This window comes from Salinicola lusitanus, from assembly GCF_003206045.1.
Taxonomy (GTDB): domain Bacteria; phylum Pseudomonadota; class Gammaproteobacteria; order Pseudomonadales; family Halomonadaceae; genus Salinicola; species Salinicola lusitanus.
Genome location: NZ_PZJM01000004.1, coordinates 667,272 through 688,983, shown reverse-complemented (window position 1 = coordinate 688,983; position 21,712 = coordinate 667,272). Strand labels below are relative to the sequence as shown.

The 21,712-nt window shown below is 65.1% G+C and carries 16 protein-coding genes; 11 read left to right on the top strand and 5 right to left on the bottom strand.

Annotation, left to right across the window (positions count from 1 at the left end; translation table 11 throughout):
* Positions 1-223 precede the first annotated feature (223 nt).
* Entirely contained in the window at positions 224-754 is a 531-nt protein-coding gene (locus tag DOM45_RS10495) for a GAF domain-containing protein (RefSeq protein ID WP_110600196.1), read from the top strand.
* Positions 755-760: 6 nt separating this feature from the next.
* On the opposite strand, the gene DOM45_RS10490 is transcribed toward DOM45_RS10495, so the two are convergent.
* Entirely contained in the window at positions 761-1,747 is a 987-nt protein-coding gene (locus DOM45_RS10490) for a LysR family transcriptional regulator (RefSeq protein WP_110600194.1), read from the bottom strand.
* Positions 1,748-1,884: 137 nt separating this feature from the next.
* On the opposite strand from DOM45_RS10490, the gene DOM45_RS10485 reads away from it, so the two are divergent.
* On the top strand, positions 1,885-3,300 hold the full coding sequence (locus tag DOM45_RS10485; protein ID WP_110600192.1) for an acetyl-CoA carboxylase biotin carboxylase subunit: 1,416 nt from the start codon (positions 1,885-1,887) through the stop codon (positions 3,298-3,300).
* Positions 3,301-3,355: 55 nt separating this feature from the next.
* Positions 3,356-5,173, top strand: coding sequence for a sodium-extruding oxaloacetate decarboxylase subunit alpha (oadA, locus tag DOM45_RS10480; protein ID WP_110600190.1), 1,818 nt, complete (start codon positions 3,356-3,358; stop codon positions 5,171-5,173).
* Between the two features lie 106 nt (positions 5,174-5,279).
* Here the strand turns inward: oadA and pyk are convergent, their stop codons facing one another.
* Entirely contained in the window at positions 5,280-6,743 is a 1,464-nt protein-coding gene (gene pyk / locus DOM45_RS10475; RefSeq protein WP_110600188.1) for a pyruvate kinase, read from the bottom strand.
* Between the two features lie 554 nt (positions 6,744-7,297).
* Between pyk and topA the strand changes: the two genes are divergently transcribed.
* From topA to DOM45_RS10455, 4 genes are all read left to right on the top strand, one after another.
* Positions 7,298-9,919 (top strand): type I DNA topoisomerase, encoded by a 2,622-nt coding sequence (gene topA / locus DOM45_RS10470; protein WP_110600186.1) that lies wholly within the window; start codon positions 7,298-7,300, stop codon positions 9,917-9,919.
* A complete protein-coding gene (locus DOM45_RS10465; RefSeq protein ID WP_110600184.1) occupies positions 9,916-10,374 on the top strand; it encodes a DUF6586 family protein in 459 nt (152 codons plus the stop codon). Before topA ends, DOM45_RS10465 begins: the two co-directional genes overlap by 4 nt.
* A gap of 124 nt (positions 10,375-10,498) precedes the next feature.
* Positions 10,499-10,741, top strand: a complete 243-nt coding sequence (locus DOM45_RS10460; protein WP_110600182.1) for a hypothetical protein — start codon at positions 10,499-10,501, stop codon at positions 10,739-10,741.
* A gap of 87 nt (positions 10,742-10,828) precedes the next feature.
* Positions 10,829-11,614: an aldolase gene (locus DOM45_RS10455; RefSeq protein WP_110600180.1), complete on the top strand. Its 786-nt coding sequence runs from the start codon at positions 10,829-10,831 to the stop codon at positions 11,612-11,614.
* An 11-nt stretch (positions 11,615-11,625) separates the two neighbouring features.
* Here the strand turns inward: DOM45_RS10455 and DOM45_RS20025 are convergent, their stop codons facing one another.
* Entirely contained in the window at positions 11,626-11,787 is a 162-nt protein-coding gene (locus DOM45_RS20025) for a hypothetical protein (RefSeq protein WP_157958395.1), read from the bottom strand.
* Between the two features lie 133 nt (positions 11,788-11,920).
* Between DOM45_RS20025 and DOM45_RS10450 the strand changes: the two genes are divergently transcribed.
* Entirely contained in the window at positions 11,921-12,910 is a 990-nt protein-coding gene (locus tag DOM45_RS10450; protein ID WP_205909429.1) for a cation diffusion facilitator family transporter, read from the top strand.
* A gap of 25 nt (positions 12,911-12,935) precedes the next feature.
* Here DOM45_RS10450 and DOM45_RS10445 read toward each other — a convergent pair whose 3' ends face one another.
* Entirely contained in the window at positions 12,936-14,591 is a 1,656-nt protein-coding gene (locus DOM45_RS10445; protein ID WP_110600176.1) for an FMN-binding glutamate synthase family protein, read from the bottom strand.
* Positions 14,592-14,814: 223 nt separating this feature from the next.
* Here DOM45_RS10445 and DOM45_RS10440 point away from each other — a divergent pair, with 223 nt between their 5' ends.
* Positions 14,815-15,948: a metallophosphoesterase gene (locus DOM45_RS10440; RefSeq protein ID WP_205909428.1), complete on the top strand. Its 1,134-nt coding sequence runs from the start codon at positions 14,815-14,817 to the stop codon at positions 15,946-15,948.
* Positions 15,949-16,012: 64 nt separating this feature from the next.
* Positions 16,013-16,204 carry a hypothetical protein gene (locus tag DOM45_RS10435; protein ID WP_110600172.1) on the top strand — a complete coding sequence of 64 codons (192 nt, stop codon included), beginning with the start codon at positions 16,013-16,015 and terminating at the stop codon, positions 16,202-16,204.
* A gap of 18 nt (positions 16,205-16,222) precedes the next feature.
* Here the strand turns inward: DOM45_RS10435 and mfd are convergent, their stop codons facing one another.
* Positions 16,223-19,672, bottom strand: a complete 3,450-nt coding sequence (gene mfd / locus DOM45_RS10430) for a transcription-repair coupling factor (protein ID WP_110600170.1) — start codon at positions 19,670-19,672, stop codon at positions 16,223-16,225.
* Between the two features lie 313 nt (positions 19,673-19,985).
* Here mfd and DOM45_RS10425 point away from each other — a divergent pair, with 313 nt between their 5' ends.
* Complete coding sequence (locus tag DOM45_RS10425; protein WP_110600168.1) at positions 19,986-21,437, top strand: glyceraldehyde-3-phosphate dehydrogenase; 1,452 nt, start codon at positions 19,986-19,988, stop codon at positions 21,435-21,437.
* Positions 21,438-21,712 lie beyond the last annotated feature (275 nt).

Here is a 21,712-nt window from a genome sequence, read left to right as displayed (position 1 = left end):
CCCGCAGCGCCCTGGGGTTGGGCGGCGATGGTTTTTCGGGTGTCGACGCATCCGGCGTCGCGGTAGAGGCGTACTGCAGTAGTGATTCGTTCCGCGCGCCAAGATTGCCCATCAGTCATCTCGGCTCGATGAGGGGCGGCCGTGTCGTGGCCATCTCATCGAACGCGACTACGATGATATCCATACAATCCCCGACGATGTGTCCGTACTGAAGAGTCAAACTATGATCGCACCTAGCATGCCCGGGCGGGAGAAGGAGCGCTTGAGCGCCCTGCAGGACCTGCAACTGCTCGATTCCAACGCGGATGAAGGCTTCGACCGGTTGACGGAGCTGGCAACGCAGATTTTCGACGTGCCGATGTCCTTGATCACGCTGATCGATGAAGACCGGCAGTGGTTTAAGTCACGCCAGGGGTTGAGTGTTTGCGAGACGCCGAGGCGGATCTCCTTCTGCGGCCATGTCGTGGCCGACGGCCAGCCGATGGTGATCAACAACGCGCTGCGAGATCCCAGGTTTTCGGACAACCCGCTGGTGACGGGGGCGCCCTTCATACGCTTCTATGCGGGCTATCCGCTGTTCGTGGCGCCGGACATCTGTGTCGGTACCCTCTGTCTGATCGACACGCTCCCGCGCACCTTCGAAGAGACCAGCATGCAGCGCATGAAGTTGCTCGCCGCCCAGGCCGAGGAGCTGATCCATCTGCACGTGCTGCGTGTTCGCGCCAATCTGCGCGAGGTGCAGGTTCAGGCCTGATCGATGCTAGCCATCGTCGGCGGGGAGGCAGAGTAGGGTCGGCGTCTCGATCGGCGTCATGGGGGCCCGGAAATGGGCGTTCAGCTCCGGCAGCAGTTCGCGTACGAAGCGCAGGAAGAGCTCGGTCACCGGTGTCGGGTAGCGATCCTTGGGGTAGACCGTGCACCATGAGCGCCGCAGCGGGAAGCCCGGTATCGTCGGGCTCGCCAGCAGGCCCGACGCGAGCTCCAGTTGCACCGCCAGTCTCGGTAGCACGGCGACTCCAAGATGCGCCATGATCCCCTGCTTGATGGCCTCGTTGGTGCCGAGTTCGATGGTGTGGGGGAGTGAGATGCGCTCCCGCGCCGCGAAATCCTCGAAGGCCGTGCGGGCTCCCGACCCCGGCTCCCTCATCAGCAGGTAGTACCTCGCGAAATCCTCGAGGGTGGCTCTCTTGGCGGTCACCAGTGGATGGCCCGGCCACACCACGGGGATCAATTCGTTGTCCAGAATGGGCATGAAGACCAGATTGGGATCGTCCGGCACCATGCCCATGATCACGAGGTCATCCCGCCTTTCCGCCAGCCGCTCGAGCGCCTGTCCCCGGTTGCAGACGCGCAACCGAATCTGAACCTCCGGGTAGCGGGCGCGAAAGCGGGCCAGAATGTGCGGGACCACGTATTGCGCGGTCGAGACGGCGGCCAGATTGAGCTCGCCGCGAATGGTGCCGGCCAGTTCGGACAGCTCCATCTGAAGGCTGGAGACCTGGCCGAAGATCGACTGCACCGAAGCGGCCAGCGCGTCGGCGGCCGGCAGGATGTGAAGCGTCTTGCCGGCATACTTGAACAGCGGCTGGGCCAGGGCCTGCTCGAGCTGCCGGATCTGGGCGCTGACGGCGGGCTGCGTCAAGCCCAGTTGCTCCGCTGCGCGTGAGTAGGACTGTTGCCGATGGACGGCCTGAAAGACCTGGAGCTGACGAAATGTCAGGCGATTGAGCAGGTTGGGTCTCGACATTCGTTACGCTCTCGCGGTCAGGTATAAGGTAGAGCTTATAGGTTGGCAAAAAAATATCAATTTTTCTATTGGGTCCCGGGTGGCTAGCGTAGGGGAAACGGTAACCCACGTTCATCCGCCTACCGGGAGAGCTTACGGTGTTCAAGAAGCTGCTGATTGCCAACCGTGGCGAAATCGCCGTGCGTATTGTACGGGCCTGTGCCGAGATGGGCATCCGTTCGGTCGCGATCTATACCGAGCCTGACCGTTTCTCGCTCCACGTCAAAGGGGCCGACGAGGCGCATTTCGTCGGCGAGGAGCCGCTGGCGGGTTATCTGGACCCGAGGCGTGTCGTCAATCTGGCTCGGGAGACCGGCTGCGACGCCATCCATCCCGGCTACGGATTTCTGTCCGAGAGTGCTGAGTTCGCCAGGATCTGCAGCGAGGCCGGTATCGCTTTCGTCGGCCCGAGTGCCGAGGTCATCGCCAAGATGGGCGACAAGACGGCGGCGCGGGCGGCGATGCGGGAAGCCGGTGTCCCCATCACCCCGGGATCCGAGGGCAATCTCGCCAACCGCGAGGAAGCGCTGACGGTGGCGGAGGAGATCGGGTATCCGGTCATGCTCAAGGCGACGTCCGGTGGCGGCGGGCGGGGCATTCGCCGCTGCGACACGCCCGACCAACTGGCCCAGGCCTGGGATCGGGTGATCTCCGAGGCGACCAAGGCGTTCGGCAGCGCCGAGGTGTTCATGGAGAAGTGCGTCGTCGATCCGCTGCACATCGAAGTCCAGGTGCTGGCGGACGGCCATGGCGGCGTCATCCATCTGTTCGAGCGCGACTGCTCGATCCAGCGCCGCAACCAGAAGCTGATCGAGATCGCCCCCAGCCCCCAGTTGACACCGGAGCAACGCAGCTACGTCGGCAAGATGGCGGTCCGTGCCGCCAGTGCGGTGAACTACGAGAACGCCGGTACCGTGGAGTTCCTGGTCAAGGACAACGAAGTCTACTTCATGGAGATGAATACCCGGGTCCAGGTCGAGCACACCATCACCGAGGCGATCACCGGGGTCGACATCGTTCGCGAGCAGTTGCGCATCGCCGCGGGTGAGAAGCTGGCCTACCGCCAGGAGGACATTCGCCACCAGGGCTACGCGATCCAGTTCCGTATCAACGCCGAGGACCCCAAGAACGACTTCCTGCCCAGCTTCGGCCGGATCACGCGCTACTACGCCCCCGGCGGCCCCGGTGTCCGCACCGATACCGCGATCTATACCGGTTACACCATCCCGCCGTACTTCGACTCGATGTGCCTCAAGCTGATCGTCTGGGGAATGACCTGGGAGGAGACGCTCAACCGGGGCATCAGGGCGCTGAACGACATGCGCCTTCAAGGGGTGAAGACCACCGCGCCTTACTATCAGGAAATCCTTCGCCACCCCGCATTCCGCGCTGCCCAGTTCGATACCGGGTTCGTTCCCGCGCATCCGGAGCTGCTCAACTACTCCGTCAAGCGCAATCCGGAGGAGATCGCGCTGGCGATATCGGCTGCCATCGCGGCTCATGCCGGGCTCTGAGCGGGACCCACTTGGAATACGACGAATCGATCGGGACCAGAATCAGGAGACAAGAATGAACCAAGCCGAGCCGTCATCCGTCAAGATTAGCGATGTCGTTCTGCGGGACGGGCATCAATCGCTGCTTGCCACGCGCATGCGCACCGAGGACATGCTGCCGATCTGCGCCAAGCTCGACGCGATCGGGTTCCACTCCCTGGAAGTGTGGGGCGGTGCTACCTTCGATGCCTGCGTGCGATTCCTCAAGGAGGACCCGTGGGAACGCCTGCAGTCGCTCCGCGAGGCGCTGCCCGACACCCCGCTGCAGATGCTGCTGCGAGGCCAGAACCTGCTCGGCTATCGTCACTATGCGGACGACGTCGTCGAGCGCTTCGTGGCGCGTTCGGCCGACAACGGGATCGACATCTTCCGGGTCTTCGATGCGTTGAACGACCTGCGCAATCTTGAGACCGCCATGAAGGCGGTCAAGGCCAGCGGCAAGCATGCCCAGGGGACGATCTGCTACACCGTCAGCCCGGTTCATACCCGCGAGATGTACGTCGAGCAGGCCAAGCGACTCGTCGACATGGGGGCCGACTCCATCGCGATCAAGGACATGGCGGGTCTGCTGACGCCCTATGCGACCGGTGAGCTGGTGGAGGCGCTGGTCGAGGCGGTAGAGGTTCCGATCCATCTCCACGCCCACGCCACGTCCGGGCTCGCGTCCCTGAGCCAGATGAAGGCGATCGAGGCGGGGTGTCGACATATCGATACCTGCATCTCCGCCTTTGCCGGAGGCACCAGCCATCCGTCGACCGAGGCGATGGTGGCGGCGTTCCAGGACACGCCCTACGACACCGGCCTGGACCTGGTGGCTTTGAAGGAGATCGGCGACTACTTCCGCGAGGTCCGCAAGAAATACGCGGCTTTCGAGAGCGAGTACACCCGCGAGGACGTCAGCGTGCAGATCTGGCAGGTCCCGGGCGGGATGATGTCGAATCTGGCCAATCAGATGAAGGAGCAGAACGCCCTGGGTCGGATCCAGGACGTATTCGACGAGATCCCCAAGGTCCGTGCCGATCTGGGTTATCCGCCGCTGGTGACGCCGACCTCGCAGATCGTCGGTACCCAGGCGGCCATGAACGTGCTGACCGGCGAGCGTTACAAGTCGATCACCAACGAAGTGAAGCGGTACCTGCTGGGCGGCTACGGTCAGCCGCCCGCGGAAGTGAATGCGGAGGTTCGTCGCAAGGCGATCGGCAACGAGTCGGTCGACGATGGCCGGCCCGCGGACCACATCAAGCCCGAAATGGCGCGGCTCGAGCAGGAGATCGGCGATCTCGCCAACAGCGAGGAGGACGTGCTGACCTTCGCCATGTTCCCCGATCTCGGTCGGGAGTACCTGCAGGGGCGGCGCGACGGCACCCTGGTTGCCGAACCGATTCCGGCGGCCGAGGCTTCTGGCGGCGGTCGGCCGGTGTCCGAGGGCGTGCCGACCGAGTTCGTGATCGACGTCCATGGCGAGTCCTACGAAGTGCAGATCACCGGCGTCGGCAGCGGCAGTGGCCGCAAGCGTCGGGTCTATCTGACGCTGGACGGCATGCCTGAAGAGGTCGTGTTCGAGGCCAAGGACGAGTTCGTCCAGGAAGGCAAGAGCGGTGGACGGGCCAAGGCCAGCTCCCCGGGGCACGTCACCACCTCGATGCCGGGGAATATCGTCGACGTGCTGGTTGCCGAGGGGGACAGCGTCAAGGAGGGGCAGGCCGTGCTGATTACCGAGGCGATGAAGATGGAGACCGAGGTCCAGGCGAGAATCGGCGGCACGGTCAAGGCCGTTCACGTGGCCAAGGGGGATCGGGTGACGCCCGGCGAGGTCCTGGTCGAGATCGAGTAGCGGGCCGGAGGCGCTGCGGCGTCATTGACCGTACGACGAAAAACGCGGAGCCCAGGCTCCGCGTTTTGGCTTACATGAATCGGCAGCGCGCCGGCTGACGTGCGGCCTACTCCTCGACCTGGATGATCTTCATGGTGTTGGTGCCGCCATGAGCGTTCATGTGGTCGCCCCGGGTCAGAATGACGTGATCGCCCTTGTCGGCAAGCCCGCGATCCACCAGCTCCTTGATCGCGCCGGCATTGATCTCGGTCAACGGGAAGCGCGAGCTGTCGAAGACCAGCGACACCACACCCCGGTACAGGGCCATGCGACGCTGGACCATGGGCGTCTCGGCCAGCGCCACGATCGGCAGTCCGGAACGGATGCGCGAAGCGATCAGCGGCGTGTAGCCGGAGGCGGTCAAGCAGGCGATCGCCACCACGCCGGAGAGGTGGTTGGCGGCGTACATGGCGGACAGTGCCAGGGTTTCGTCGATGCGGGTGAAACCCTCGTGGATGCGGTGCTGGGACTGCTGTGCGGCGCGTTCCCGCTCGGCCCCCAGGCAGAGCCGGTTCATGGCGCGAATGGTTTCCACCGGATAGTCGCCGGCGGCGGTCTCCGCCGACAGCATGACCGCGTCCGTGCCGTCGAGAACCGCGTTGGCGACATCGAAGACCTCAGCCCGGGTCGGCAGGGGCGACTCGATCATCGACTCCATCATCTGGGTGGCGGTGATCACCACCTTGTTGAGGGTCCGGGCGCGCGCGATGATCCGTTTCTGGACCCCGATCAGCTGGGCGTCGCCAATCTCGACGCCAAGATCGCCGCGGGCAACCATGACGGCCTCCGAGGCGCGGATGATGTCGTCCAGGGTTTCCGGGTCGGCGACCGCCTCGGCGCGTTCGATTTTCGCGACCAGGCCGATCTCCTGGCCGGCCTCGCCGAGCAGCTCGCGGGCGTACTGCATGTCGGCGCCGCTGCGCGGGAAAGAGACCGCGAGATAATCGACACCGATGTCGATCGCGGTCTTGAGGTCTTCCTTGTCCTTGTCGGTCAGGGCCGCGGCGGACAGGCCGCCACCCTGCTTGTTGATGCCCTTGTTGTTGGTCAGCTTGCCGCCAACGATGACCTTGGTGTGGATCCGGGGGCCGTCGATGCGATCGACCTCGAGTACCAGTCGGCCATCATCGAGCAGCAGCTTGTCGCCCGCTTCGACGTCGTCCGCCAGCTCCTCGTAGTCGCAGCCGACGCGTTCGCTGTCGCCGGCGTTGCGGTCCAGCGAGACGTCGAGGATGAAGGACTGTCCCTTCTCCAGTTTCACGCCGCCCTCGGCGGCAAAACGGGCGATCCGGATCTTGGGGCCCTGCAGGTCGCCGAGTGCCGCCACGGCGCGGCCGTGACGCTCCGCCGCCTCGCGCACGGCCTTGAGACGGCGCCGGTGATCCTCGGGATTGCCGTGGGAGAAGTTCAAGCGAACGACGTCGACCCCGGCTTCGATGATCGCATCCAATACTCCCTCGCGATCCGTGGCGGGTCCCAGGGTGGCGACGATCTTGGTGCGACGAATCGGGCCGTGAAACGCGTGCAGCATGGAAATTCTCCTGGCAACTGGGTGAAATCGTCTCGCCGCGCTGGTAAACCGGGAATCGAAACGCGGCGATGTCATGTGGTTATTTTACAACAAGCGGGCCATCCTGTCCGGAACCCATCGATGCGCTATTTCATCATAGACAGGTCCATCGTCGACAGGGCCACACCATCGACGAACGTCGTGCCATCGCGAGAGGGCGCGGGTTCCGGCGACAGCCGCTGGCATCGCATCACGGCCGTGCGACAGGGTGATGACGACCTCTGCCCGAGTCTGCCGTGCCGAAGAGGGCAGGAGAGCAGAGAGAGGTCTGGAGAACGCATGGACAATCCTCATCCGCCGCTTGGAATTCATCCCGTCAGCCCCATGATGAGAGGCCATTGACATGGTGCTGGCGTTGCTGCCCAAAGTCGAGCTACGGCTGGCGCCTCGAGAAAGGCTAGGGTAGGGTAGGCGGATTTTCCGGCCGGCCCTGGTAGCCAGGCGGCCGTCGAGCACGTCATCGGTCGCCGCACGATATCAAATCGCCGCACGATATATAAAGAAGCAGGAGCGCTATGGGCAAGTCACTGGTTATCGTCGAGTCACCGGCCAAGGCCAAGACCATCAACAAGTATCTCGGCAACGATTTCGTGGTGAAATCCAGTGTCGGGCATATTCGTGATCTGCCGACCAGTGGTTCCTCCAAGCAGGCCAGCGATCCGAAGGAGCGCGCCAAGCAGGCGGCGATCACGCGCAAGATGTCGCCGGACGAGAAGGCGAGCTACAAGAAGCAGAAGCAGTGGGACCAGTTGATCCGCCGTATGGGTATCGATCCCGAACATGGCTGGCGGGCCAACTACGAGATCCTGCCGGGCAAGGAAAAGGTGGTCGATGAGCTCAAGAAGCTCGCCGACAAGAGCGACACCATCTATCTCGCGACCGATCTGGACCGCGAAGGGGAAGCGATCGCCTGGCACCTGAAGGAGACCATTGGTGGCGACGACTCCCGCTACAAGCGGGTGGTCTTCAACGAGATCACCAAGAACGCCATCCAGGAGGCCTTCAAGCAGCCCGGCACCCTCAATATCGCTCGGGTCGAGGCCCAGCAGAGCCGGCGCTTTCTGGATCGCGTGGTCGGCTTCATGATCTCCCCGCTGCTCTGGAGCAAGGTCGCTCGAGGGCTGTCGGCGGGTCGCGTGCAGTCGGTGGCGGTGCGTCTGATCGTCGATCGGGAGCGCGATATCCGGGCGTTCGTACCGGAAGAGTTCTGGGACGTGCACGCGGATACCGTGACCGCCGATGGCGAGCCCGTACGGTTCGAGGTCGTGCGTCAGAACGGTGAGGCGTTCCGGCCGACTTCCGAGCAGGAGACCCTGGAGCGCATCGCCCCGCTGCGTCAGGAGAGCCTGGAAGTCACCAGTCGGGAAACGCGGCCGACCAGTTCCAAGCCCAGCGCGCCGTTCATCACCTCGACGCTGCAGCAGGCCGCGAGTGGCCGTCTCGGATTCTCGGTCAAGAAGACCATGACCCTGGCCCAGCGGCTCTACGAGGGCGGCTACATCACCTACATGCGTACCGACTCGACTAACCTGTCCCAGGATGCGGTCGCCGGCGTGCGCGACTACATCCAGTCGTCGTTCGGCGAGCGTTACCTGCCGGATGCGCCGAATCGCTACTCGAGCAAGCAGAATGCCCAGGAGGCCCACGAGGCGATTCGTCCCTCCAATGTCAGCCAGCGGGCCGACGACCTGCCCGTCGAGCGCGATGCCCAGCGGCTCTACGAGCTGATCTGGCGCCAGTTCGTGGCCTGTCAGATGGTGCCGGCGGAGTATCTCGCCACCACCCTCACGATCGAGACCTCGGGCTTCGAGCTCAAGGCCCGTGGCCGCGTGCTCAAGTTCGACGGCTATACCCGGGTGATGAAGCCGATCGCCAAGAAGGACGAGCAGACCCAGTTGCCGGACATCGGCGAGGGCGCGAGCCTTGCGGTCGACCGGATCGACCCGCAGCAGCACTTCACCAAGCCCCCCGCGCGCTATACCGAGGCCAGCCTGGTCAAGGAGCTCGAGAAGCGCGGGATCGGACGCCCTTCGACCTACGCCGCGATCATCTCGACCATACAGGACAGGGGCTACGCCAAACTCGACAACCGGCGCTTCTACGCCGAGAAGCTGGGGGAGATCGTGACCGATCGCCTGGTGGAGTCGTTCAATGACCTGCTGGACTACGGATTCACGGCGCGGATGGAGGATCGTCTCGACGAGGTCGCCGAGGGGCACGAGCAGTGGCAGCGGCTTCTCGACGCTTTCTATGCCGATTTCAAGCGCAAGCTGGAGCGGGCCGAGGGCGAGGAGGGCATGCGGCCCAACGAGCCGGTCGAGACCGATATCGCCTGCCCGACCTGCGGCCGGCCGATGCAGATTCGGATCGCGTCGACCGGCGTGTTCCTGGGTTGTTCCGGCTACAACCTGCCGCCGAAGGAGCGCTGCAAGACCACCATCGACCTGATCCCGGGAGAGGAGGCGGTGCCGGCGGAGGCGGACGAGGCCGCCGAGACGGAGGCCCTGCGTGCCAAGCGGCGCAATCCGAACACCGGCACGGCGATGGACAGCTATCTCATCGACGAGGGGCGTAAGCTCTATATCAGCAACGACGATGACGGCTACTACGAGATCGAACAGGGTCGCTTCCGGATCAAGGGTTACGACGGCCCGGTGATCGAGTGCGACAAGTGCGGTTCCGAGATGCAGCTCAAGAGCGGGCGTTTCGGCAAATACTTCGCCTGCACCAACGAGGCTTGCGGCAATACTCGCAAGCTGTTGAGAAGCGGCGAGGTCGCGCCCCCCAAGATGGACCCGATCCCGATGCCGGAACTGGCCTGCCAGAAGGTCGACGACCACTACGTGCTGCGTGACGGCGCCAGCGGCCTGTTCCTTGCAGCCAGCCAGTTTCCCAAGAATCGGGAGACACGCCCGCCGCTGGTCAAGGAGCTCAAGGCGCATGCCGATGCCCTGCCGGAGAAGTATCACTTCCTGCTCGAGGCCCCGAGCGAGGATCCGGATGGCCGGCCCGCGCAGATCCGCTTCTCGCGCAAGACCAAGAGCCAGTTCGTGATGACCGACGAGGACGGCAAGGCAACCGGCTGGCGAGCGGTCTACGAGGATGGGCGCTGGCAGGTGGAGGACAAGCGCAAATGACGTCGCCGGCCCGTACCAACCAGCTGCTCTATCAGGCCGAGCTGCTGCTGGCGATCGAGCCGGGCGACGACGAACAGGCGATGGCGCGTCGCATGGCGCTGGAGGAGGCCGCGCTGGGTCAGCTGGAGCTGGCGCTGAATGCGCTGCTGCGCGAGGTCACCGAACATACCGACCTGGCTCATGATGACTGGCGCGCCTGGCTGGGGGCGACCTCGGTCAGCGTCGCCGAACTGGAGCGTCTGCGGGCGCTGGCCGGCGACTCCGAGAGCTGGCTGTCGCTGTTGCTGTCACGGCTGGCGGCGCTCCACGGCGACGACGGCGCAGCCCGTCGCGATACTCGCGTCGGTTTGATCGCCAGTGGCGGCGAACCCGCGCTGGGGGATGCCCTGCGCTGGTGCGTGGTCGAATTCAAGGCGCTGCTGCCGGACCTGCGCGAAGGCAGCCGCGAATGGTGACTGGCGCCGGTTGGCCATGTTAGGCTGGAACGAGACATCAACGACCGGGGCCCAGGCTCTGGTCGTTTTTTATTGGTCTCATCTTTGACTTGTGTCGTCACCGCCACGACAAGAGAGGTTAGCCGTGTCCGATACCGCGATTCTGGAAATCGTCGAACTCGCCGATGGCGAGGTGGTGCTGCGTCCAGCGGAGGCGACGGGCGAGCCGCTGGTCTCGATCCGTTTTTCCGAGGAAGCGGTCGAACTGCTGCGCCGCAGCCGCTTCGATGTGGCGCGCGAAATGCTCGACCATGCGATCACCCGCACCCATCTCTGGGAAGGCGATGAAGAAGACGCCGCCGAGGAAGCTCCCGCCACCGTGCACTAGTGTCACTCCCCGGGGTTCCTCGATCCTCGCGCGATCGATCTCGATTTTTCTGCCGCTTCCCGGCAAACCACCACAGGAGTCCAGGCAATGGCTCAGCAGTTAACGGCTGCCGCTTCGGTCGGCGGCGTGACCGAGGCGCTCGACAGCGAGGCGATTCGGGAAGCGCGGAGAGATCTCGCGGCCTGTTTCCGGATGGCGGCGGCGCTGGGAATGGGGGAGGGCATCTGCAATCACTTCTCGGCGCTGGTGCCCGGGCGGGACGATCTGTTTCTGGTCAATCCCTATGGCTGGGCTTTCGAGGAGATTACCGCCTCGAGTCTGCTCATCTGCGACTTCCACGGCCGGGTCCTGGCCGGTGATGGCGTGCCCGAGGCGACCGCGTTCTACATCCACGCCCGGCTGCATCGACACAAGCCCGGCGCTCGGGCCGCTTTTCACACGCACATGCCCAACGCCACCGCGCTGACCATGATCGCGGGCGAACCGCTGTTGTGGGCGGGGCAGACCGCACTGAAGTTCTACGGCCGAACCTGTGTCGACGAGTGCTACAACGGCCTGGCACTGGACGATACGGAAGGGGATCGGATCGCGGCCGCCATGGGGGACGCCGATGTGGCCTTTCTGCGTCATCACGGCGTGATCGTGACCGGGCCGACGATTGCCGAGGCCTGGGACGATCTCTACTTCCTGGAGCGCGCTGCACAGGTGCAGCTCAAGGCGATGGCATCCGGCAGGGAAGTGCTGCCGGTGCCGCCGGAGATCGCCGCCCGGACCGCCGCCCAGATGCGTGAAGAGGATCCGGAGAGCGCCAGGCTGCATCTGTTGAGCGTACGCCGGCGGCTCGCGCGTTCGGCGCCCGATTACGCCGAGTGACCCGCCCGATACTACTGAGTCAGCCCCGCGATCAGCGCCGTGACGATGGCGGTCGCCACGGAGACCAGCGCGGTCACCAGCAGGCTGCGGCGTCGGGTGGCGCTGAAGAGGAAGAAGGTGAGGAACGCGACGGTCATCGCGATCATGGAGATTACCCAAGCGTAGTTGGCCATCGAGCTGGCGGCTCCTGAGTCGAGAGTGTGGCGTTTCGTTGACGGCGCATTATACAGATCGTGAAGGCCGCTGCGTCGTCCGGGGGCGTGGTGACCCAATGATATCCAGAGCGTCTTCGGGGGAGGGGGTGCAATGGCGACAGGCCAGCCAGTCACCGAGAGCGGTGCACTTCGCCTTTCCATGGCCGTGGCCGCGTTCATCGGGATCATGGCGCTGGTCATCTCCGCGCTGTCCGGCTCCCAGGCGATTCTGCTCGATGGCCTGTTCAACGCGATCTACGCCGTGGTCGGCCTTTTCACGCTACGGGTAGGGCGTCTGGCCCTCTCCCCCGACGACGATACCTATCCGTTCGGTTACGGCTACTTCGAGTCGATGGTCAACGCCTGCAAGGGCCTGCTCATGCTGGGCGTCTCGGCACTGGCCCTGTTCAATGCCGTCACGGCGTTGCTGACCGGCGGCAACGCGATCGCGGCCGGCATCTCGATCGTCTACGCGGGCGTGGCGACCGCATCCTGCGTGGCGACGGCATTCGCGCTGAAACGCATCAGCCGGCATGTCAGCAGCCCCTTGCTCGAGGCCGATATCGAAAACTGGCGGGTCAATGCGCTGATCTCGGCTGCTGTGCTGCTGGCGTTCTGCCTGATTCCCTTGGCCCAGGCCCTCGGCTGGTATGCCATCGTGCCCTATGTCGACTCGTGGCTGGTGATCGCCGTCGTGCTGCTCTGCCTGGGGGTTCCCATCCGCGTTGCCAGGCGTGCGATCCTGGAGCTGCTGAACCGTTCGCCGCAGCCTGCCATCGCGGAACCTGTCCGGGCTGCGCTGACGTCGACACTGGCACCGCTTCCCACCGAGGCCATCTACATCCGCATGGTCCGGCCGGGCCGGCTGCTGTACGTCACCGTGCATGTCGTGCTCGAACCAGGGCACCCACTCTCGATCGCCGAGGCGGATCGGTGGCGGGCGGCGCTCGATACTTGCGTGCGCCGGATATCGACACCGGTGCTGGTCGAGGCGCTGTTCACCGGCGACCGGCGCTGGGCCGCCCCCAGCGCGGGGGGCGATCCTGTGGAGGCGGCAGCGACAGGGCCTGAAGGCGATGCCGAACGGGACGACGGCCGGTAGCCTGCCGTCCGTCGGATGCGAGGGTTCAGCGCAGTTTGGTCAGCCGCAGCTCGGCGATCTGGGCGGGGGGCAGGAAGGAGTCCGAGCGCGCTTCCTCCCAGTAGTTCTGGAAGACGACGTGCCGGCTGTTACCGTCTAGCAGCTCGTCCGGCTTCAGGAAGGTGAACAGCTTGTCGTAAGACTGGATCTCGTCGGCGGAGACGCGCCGGATGATGTGCTCCGGCCCCAGTTCCGCGGGGTGCTGCAGCCCGGCCGCGGCCAGCATCTCGGCCAGGCCCTTGAGCGTGTTGCGGTGGAAGTTGTAGACCCGCTCGGATTTGTCGGCGACGTCCAGGTGGCGGCTGCGTTTCGGGTCCTGGGTCGCCACGCCGCTGGGGCACTTGTCGGAGTGGCAGTTGAGCGCCTGGATACAGCCCAGCGAGAACATGAAGCCGCGCGCCGCGTTGCACCAGTCGGCACCCAGCGCCAGGGTCCGGGCAATATCGAATCCCGAGGTGATCTTGCCGGCGGCACCGATCTTTATCTCCTCGCGCAGTCCGGCGCCGACCAGGCTGTTGTGGACCAGCATCAGGGCTTCGGTCAGCGGTACGCCGAGACGGTTGATGAACTCCAGCGGCGCGGCACCGGTGCCGCCCTCGCCGCCGTCGACGACGATGAAGTCGGGGCGCTGACCGGTCTCCCGCATCGCCTTGACCATCGCGAACCACTCCCAGGGGTGGCCGATGGCGAGCTTGAAACCGACCGGTTTGCCACCGGAGAGCTCGCGCAGCCGGGCGATGAACGCCATCAGCTCCAGCGGCGTCGAGAAGGCGCTGTGGCCGGCCGGCGAGACCACGTCCTCGCCGACGGGCACCTCGCGAGCCTCGGCGATCTCGGCGGTGACCTTGGCCGCCGGCAGGATGCCGCCGTGGCCCGGCTTGGCGCCCTGGGACAGCTTGATCTCGATCATCTTGACCTGCTCGTCGCGCGCGTTGGCGGCGAACCGCTCTTCGTTGAAGCTGCCGTCGTCGTGGCGGCAACCGAAGTAGCCGGAACCGATCTCCCAGACCAGATCCCCGCCGTGAATCCGATGGTAGCGGGAGATGGAGCCCTCGCCGGTATCATGATAGAACCCGCCCTTGCGGGCACCGGCGTTGAGCGCCTCGATGGCATTGCCGGAGAGGGAGCCGAAACTCATCGCCGAGACGTTGAACACACTGGCGGCATAGGGCCGGCTGCAAAGGCTGCCGCCGACCTGGACCCGGAAGTCGCTGTCCTCGATGTGGGTCGGCCGAAGCGAGTGGTTGATCCATTCGTGTCCTGGCGCATACATGTCGATCAGGGAGCCGAAAGGCTTCTTGTCGCTTTCGTTCTTGGCCCGCTGATAGACCACGGCGCGCTGTTCGCGGGAGAACGGGCGCTCATCGAGATCGGACTGGATGAAGTACTGGCGGATCTCGGGGCCGATCGACTCGAGGATATAGCGGCAGTGGGCCAGGATCGGATAGTTGCGGCTGATGGTGCGACGCTTCTGGCGAGTATCGTGAAACCCGAGCCATGACAGCCCGCCGAAGATCGCAACGCCCCACCACCAGTGGGAGGATGAGGTGAGGCCGAGCAGGGAAACGGCCAGCAGGCATAGGCTGGCAATGAAAGCGGCGTTGCGTAGTGGCAGACGCGAGAGGCCAGTGGCTTGGCTCATGCGGACATCGGCTCCGGGCAGGTGAAGTAACGGCGACACCGGGCGTCGCCGCGGTCAAGAATAGCGCAACGCCCGGCGTTGCGGCCAACGCCGCTCGACGCTATTTTGAGACACCGTTCCGGACGCTTCGCGACCCTGATTCGATGGCCGCTGCGGTACCCCATCGACCTTTCGAATTCCGATACGTCGGACCTTTTCGCACTCAATGCAAGGAATGCCGCACTTGCGACATCATCGATCGTTCCTGCGTCTGCGACTGATCCTGCTGATCCTCCACGGTTACGTCGGCTGGCGTCTGCTGCCGGGGCTGTCGGCGGGCACCTGGGGCAGCATCATCGTGGCCGGCTACCTGCTCTGCAGCGCGCTGGCGATCCCCCAGGTGATCCGGGTGACCTGGCTCAACGGGCGTTGGCTGGCATGGCCTGTCGCCTTGATGACCGGCATCTTCTCCTTCCTGCTCCAGCTCACGCTGGCCCGCGACGTACTGCTGGCGGGATGGTGGCTCGTCGCCGTGCCGTCGAGCAGCGCGATCTTCCTCACTGCCTGGGGCGTGCTGACGGCGACCCTGCTGCTGTCGGCTTACGCCGTCTGGCAGGCGCGGCGGGTACCGCGGGTGGTCGAGGTGTCCGTTGCCGTGGCAGGGCTTCCCGCGGCGCTCGAGGGGTTCGCCATCCTGCAGTTGAGCGACCTTCACGTCGGCCCGACGATCAAGCGAGGCCACCTCCGGCGCATCGTCGAGCGCTGCAACGCCCTGGCGCCGGATATGGTCGCGATCACCGGGGACCTGACCGATGGCCGTGTCGCCGAGCTGGAGGAGGAGGTCGCGCCGCTGGCCGATCTGAGCTCCCGGCACGGCACCTTCTGCGTCACCGGTAATCACGAATATTACAGTGAAGCCGAAGCGTGGGTGGCGGCGCTTCGCCGCCTGGGCCTGCGAGTGCTGGTCAATGAATTCGAATGTCTCGAACATGACGGCAGCGTGCTGGCGGTGGCCGGCATCACCGATCTGACGGGGGGCTACTACGTCGCGGCGCATCGTAGCGATCCTGTGGCCGCCGCGAACGGGATTCCGGAGGGGGCCACCAGGCTGCTGCTCGCCCACCAGCCGAACTCCGCGCCCGAAGCGGCGGAGGTCGGATTCGATCTTCAGCTCTCCGGGCACACCCACGGCGGCCAGATGTGGCCCTGGAGCTTGCTGGCGCGCCGGGCCAACCGGTTCCTGGCCGGACTGGGGAAGCAGGGGCGGATGTGGGTCTACACCAGCCGGGGTACCGGCTACTGGGGGCCGCCGATGCGGTTTGGCGCGCCGTCGGAGATCACCCGAATCCGATTGACCCGCGGGCCGGAAGCGGGCTGAACCGCCTCGTCTTCCGGTGACGGGCGGCGAGGCTGAACCGACCACAGCGACAAGGGGCGGGGCCGTGTTCGATTCGACGGAGCGCTGGACTCTCGGTGTCGTCGTCGCGGTCTGCTTTCCGTTGCTGATCGGCTGCGCGGCGTATTGCTATCGGCCGACGAGGACCCATGCGGACGATAACCTGACCGGCCGCTCCAACGCGCTGTTCCCGATGGTCCCGAGCATCGTCGGCACGGCGATCGGCGGGTCCGTCTGAGCGCCGGCCCCCGCCGATTCAAGCCGCCTTTGCCCTGCGGTTGAACGTCTCCAGCAGCTGGCCGATACGCTGAAAGCGATCCTCCTCCTTCTCCATGTCACCGTAGAAGCGCAGGGTATCGGCACCGTCGAGCTTGTACTCGGCGGGGTGGCGCTGGATCAGCTCGACCAGCGTCATCGGGTCGACCCGCGGGTCCGGACCGAAGATCACGCGCCCGCGCTCGGCTCCCGCTTCCAGCTTGGCGATCCCGAGCCGCTCCGCCCGCTGACGCAGCCCGGTCTGCCGGAACAGGGTCTTGAGCGGCGCCGGCAGCAGCCCGAAGCGGTCGATCATCTCCACCTGGAGTTCCTTGAGTGCCGCTTCGTCGGGCGCGCTGCTGATCCGCTTGTACATGATCAGGCGCTGCTGAATGTCCGGCAGGTAGTCCTCGGGAATCAGTGCCGGCAGGTTGAGGCTGATTTCGGTGCCGTCATCCAGCGGCGCTTCGATGTTGGGCGTCTTGCCGGCGCGGATGGCCTTGACCGCGCGGTCCAGCATCTGCATGTAGAGGCTGTAGCCGACGGTTTCCATCTGACCGCTCTGCTCGTCGCCGAGCAGCTCGCCGGCGCCACGGATCTCCATGTCGTGACTGGCGAGAGTGAAGCCGGCCCCGAGGTCGTCGCTCTGGGTGATGGCCTCGAGCCGCTTGATCGCGTCCTTGGTCATCGCCTTTGGCGGCGGCGTCAGCAGGTAGGCGTAGGCCTGATGGTGGCTTCGACCGACGCGGCCGCGCAACTGGTGCAACTGGGCCAGCCCGAACTTGTCGGCCCGCTCGATGATGATGGTGTTGGCGCTGGGCACGTCGATGCCGGTCTCGATGATGGTCGAGCAGACCAGCACGTTGAAGCGCTTGTGGTAGAAGTCCGACATGACCCGCTCCAGCGCCCGCTCCGGGAGTTGACCGTGGGCCACCCCGACCCGGGCCTCGGGTACCAGTTCACGGATCTTCTCGGCGCTGGATTCGATCGTCTTGACTTCGTTGTGGAGGAAGTAGACCTGGCCGCCGCGCAGCACTTCCCGGAGGATCGCTTCCTTGACCACCGGCTCGTTGCGCTGCTGCACGAAGGTCTTGACCGAGAGGCGTCGCGCCGGTGGCGTGGCGATGATCGACAGGTCCCGTATCCCGTTCATGGCCATGTTGAGCGTGCGCGGGATGGGCGTGGCGGTCAGGGTGAGGATGTCCACTTCGGCGCGCATCTGCTTGAGGCGCTCCTTCTGCGCGACCCCGAAACGGTGCTCCTCGTCGATGATCATCAGGCCCAGGTTGGAGAACTTGACCGACCGGGAGAGCAGCTTGTGGGTACCGATGACGATGTCGGCACGCCCCTCGCCGATGCGCTCCAGGGCATCGCTTTCCCCCTTGCCGCCGGTGAAGCGCGAGAGCATCTCGATCTGTACCGCGGTGTCGGCGAAGCGATCGCGGAAGTTGTCGTAGTGCTGCTGGGCGAGCAGGGTGGTCGGTACCAGCACCACCACCTGGCGACCCGAATTGACGGCCAGGAAGGCGGCGCGCATGGCGACTTCGGTCTTGCCGAAGCCGACGTCGCCGCAGACGACGCGATCCATCGGGCGCGGGGCGGTCATGTCCCCGATCACGGCCTCGATGGCGGCGTGCTGGTCGGGCGTCTCCTCGAACGGGAAGCTGGCCGCGAACCGCAGGTACTCGTCGCCGGGCGCGTCGCTGGCGAACCCCTCCCTGGCCTCTCGTCGGGCGTAGATGTCGAGCAGCTCGGCGGCGGTGTCGCGAACTTTCTCGGCCGCCTTGCGCTTGGCCTTGTCCCAGCTGTCCGAGCCCAGCTTGTGCAGCGGGGCGAGCTCGTCGCTGGCGCCGGCGTAGCGGGAGATCAACTGCAGGTTGTCGACCGGCACGTAGAGCTTGGCGCCGCCGGCGTACTCCAGGGCCAGGAATTCCGCCGCCTGGCCACCCGCGGTGAGCATCTCCAGCCCCTGGTAGCGGCCCACGCCATGGTGCTGATGGACCACCGGCGATCCCGGGCGCAATTCGGAGAGGTGGCGAACGGCCAGCTCGTTGTCGTCGGTGGCCTTGGCGCGGCGCCGGGTCTGACGCACGACTTCACCGTAGAGCTCGGTCTCGGTGATGATCGCGATGGCGGGATCGCCCAGCCACAACCCTTCGCCCAGTGTGCCTTCGGTGATCGCCAGGGGCTGGCCGGTATCGAGGAAATCTTGCCAGTTCTCGATATGCGGAATGTCGCGGTGCAACGGGGCCAGGGCTTCGTCCAGCGCCTCGCGTCGGCCGCGGGACTCGGCGACGAACAGGACGCGCAGATCGCGATGCGAGTCAAGGAACGCTTCCAGCGTTGCCAGCGGGCGCTGGGCCCGGGCGTTGATCGCGACCGCCGGCGGGGATTGCGTCGCGCTGGGGGCGACATGAGGCGCTTCCGGGTCGGTCACGAACTCCAGTCGCGGGTGCTGCTTGATCGCCGCGAACACTTCGGCGGCGGGCACGAAGGCTTTTGCCGGCGGCAGCAGCGGGCGGGTGGGATCGACGCCGAGGTTGTCGAAACGACCCTCGATCGAGCGCCAGTGGTGCTCGGCGGCATCGAAGACGTCGGGCAGCAGCGCGACCCGGGTCTGGTCCGCGAGATGCTCGAAGAGGGTGGCCGTCTCCTCGAAGAACAGTGGCAGGTACTGTTCGAGTCCCGGCGAGGGAATGCCCTTGATCGCATCGACGTAGAGCGGGCACTGGCGCGGGTCGACATCGAACAGCGTCTCGAAGCCCTCGCGGAAACAGGCGATGGCCGAGCGCGAAAGCGAGTATTCGTGCGCCGGCAGCAGATCGATACGCTCGATCCTGTCCTGAGTGCGCTGGGTGTCGGGATCGAAGCGGCGAAGGGTGTCGATTTCATCGTCGAACAGATCGATGCGCAGCGGCGCGTCGACGCCCATCGGGAACAGGTCGATCAGCGAGCCGCGCATGGCGTATTCGCCGGGCTCGTAGACCGTCTCCACCGCCCGGTAGCCGGCCCGGGAGAGGCGCTCGCGGAAGCTTTCCCGGTCGAGCCGCTCTCCGGTCGCCAGGGTCAGCACGCGGCCTGCCACGTAGTCGCGCGGCGGCAGCCGCTGCATCAGGGTATTGACCGAGACTAGCACGATCCCTTGCGTGCCCTCCTGGAGCTCGCGCAGCGTGCGCAGTCGTGCGGAGACGATGTCCTGGTGCGGCGAGAAGCTGTCGTAGGGCAGCGTTTCCCAGTCGGGGAACGGCATGACCGGGACCGAGGCATAGAAGCGCAGGTCGCTCTCGAGACGCTGCGCGCTGGCGGTGTCGGGGGTGACGACCAGCAGCGGTGCATCATCGGCGATCCGCGCCAGGGCCAGCGCGGCCGCGCTTCCCTGGGGCAGTTGGCAATAGGTGGTTTCGCGCTTGCCGGTCGGCAGCGGCGGGGCGAGCGGTGTGAAGTGCGACATGGGCCTTTCGAGCGACGAATTTGCGTTGAGGGATGATAGCAGGCCGTGGCGCGGCCGGGGGCGCCGAGTCGTATTTCTTGTCTTTGGTGGGGGAGCTGCCGGCTACGACCTTTGTAGTGAAACTACAACAGTTGCGACCACGCAATGATTGCGGCCCGTTTCGTAGGGTGAAGATAATAATGGGGTTTTTGAGTCGACTCGATATCGTCCAGCGCGACTGGACCCTTGCCCGAGCGACACCCCCACCATCCGATGGAACGACCGGCTCGACGAGCCCGTTCGACCGCCAATTCGACCAGAGAGAGACAAGCTTGTGAGTCAGGATCAGCTCGATACCGTCTTCCAGCAGTGGCAGGACAACGAAGCTCGCGCCGAGGAGATGATTCCCCTGCTGGGCAAGCTCTATCGCCAGTACAACGTGATTCCGTCGCTGTTCGGCCGCTCGCTGATCAATCGCTCCGTCACGCGAATTCTCAAGAACCACCGCTACGTCCGCAAGGTCGAGGGCACCGAACTGTCGATCGCCGATACGCTGCCGATGGTGCGGGCGATGACCGAGCTCGAGCTGGGGCCCGCGCACATCGATATCGGCCGCCTTGGCGTGGCGTTCAAGAACGCGGGCGAGACCGACGTCGTGGCGTTTCTCAAGCGTGAACTGGCCGATATCGTCGGCTGCCACGACAGCAGTGGCATGGGTGGCGAGCCCCAGGACGTGGTGCTCTACGGTTTTGGGCGGATCGGGCGCATTCTCGCCCGGATCATGATCGAGAAGGCGGGGGGCGGCAATCTGCTGCGCCTGCGCGCCATCGTCGTGCGCGGCAGCGGCGACGATCTCGAGAAACGGGCCAGCCTGTTGCGTCGCGACTCCGTGCACGGCCCCTTCTCCGGGTCGATCGACGTCGACTACGACAATCATGCGCTGATCGCCAACGGCCATTACATCCGTATTATCTACGCCGACTCCCCGGCCGAGATCGACTACACCGCCTACGGCATCGACAACGCCATCGTGGTCGACAATACCGGCAAGTGGCGTGACCGGGAGGGGCTGGCCCAGCACCTGGAATCCCGGGGCGTCTCCAAGGTTCTGCTGACGGCGCCGGGCAAGGGCGATCTCAAGAACATCGTCCATGGCATCAATCACCAGACCATCGGCGACGACGATCGCATCGTCTCGGCGGCTTCCTGCACCACCAACGCCATCGTTCCGGTGCTGAAGGCGATCGACGACGAGTTCGGCATCGTCCATGGCCATGTCGAGACCGTTCACTCCTACACCAACGACCAGAACCTGATCGACAACTACCACAAGGGGGACCGCCGGGGGCGTAGTGCACCGCTCAACATGGTGCTGACGGAAACCGGTGCGGCCAAGGCGGTGGCCAAGGCGCTGCCGGCGCTGTCGGGCAAGCTGACCGGCAACGCGATCCGGGTGCCGACGCCCAATGTCTCGATGGCGATCCTGAACCTCTCCCTCGGCAAGGCGACCGACCGCGAGGCGCTCAACGAGTATCTGCGCCAGATGGCGCTGCACTCGCCGATGCACAAGCAGATCGATTATGTCGACTCGCCGGAAGTGGTGTCATCGGACTTCGTCGGCAATCGTCACGCCGGCGTGCTGGATGCCAAGGCCACCATCGCCAACGATCGTCAGGCGGTGCTCTACGTCTGGTACGACAATGAATTCGGTTACAGCTGTCAGGTGGTGAGAATTCTTCAGTACATGTCGCGCGTCTGTCACCGTTACCTGCCTGCCACGCCCTGAGTCGTTGATTCGACTTTGGTCTAAGATATTGGCTTTCGCTGTCCAAAGTCCCGGTCCTGCCGGGACTTTTTCGTGGTGCGACGGCCGGGTCGGCACCCCGGCGAGTAGTCTTCCGAGGCCCGCATCATTATACTGGTGCCCGTTTTTTAGGTGCGGTCCCTAGGCAACGGTCCGCGGAAGCCACTTTCATTTCTGGTAAGCAAAGCATCGAATTCCGTGACGTCATCTTTCCCGCCTGCGACGCTGCCGGTGGATAATCAAGCTGCCTGACGTCA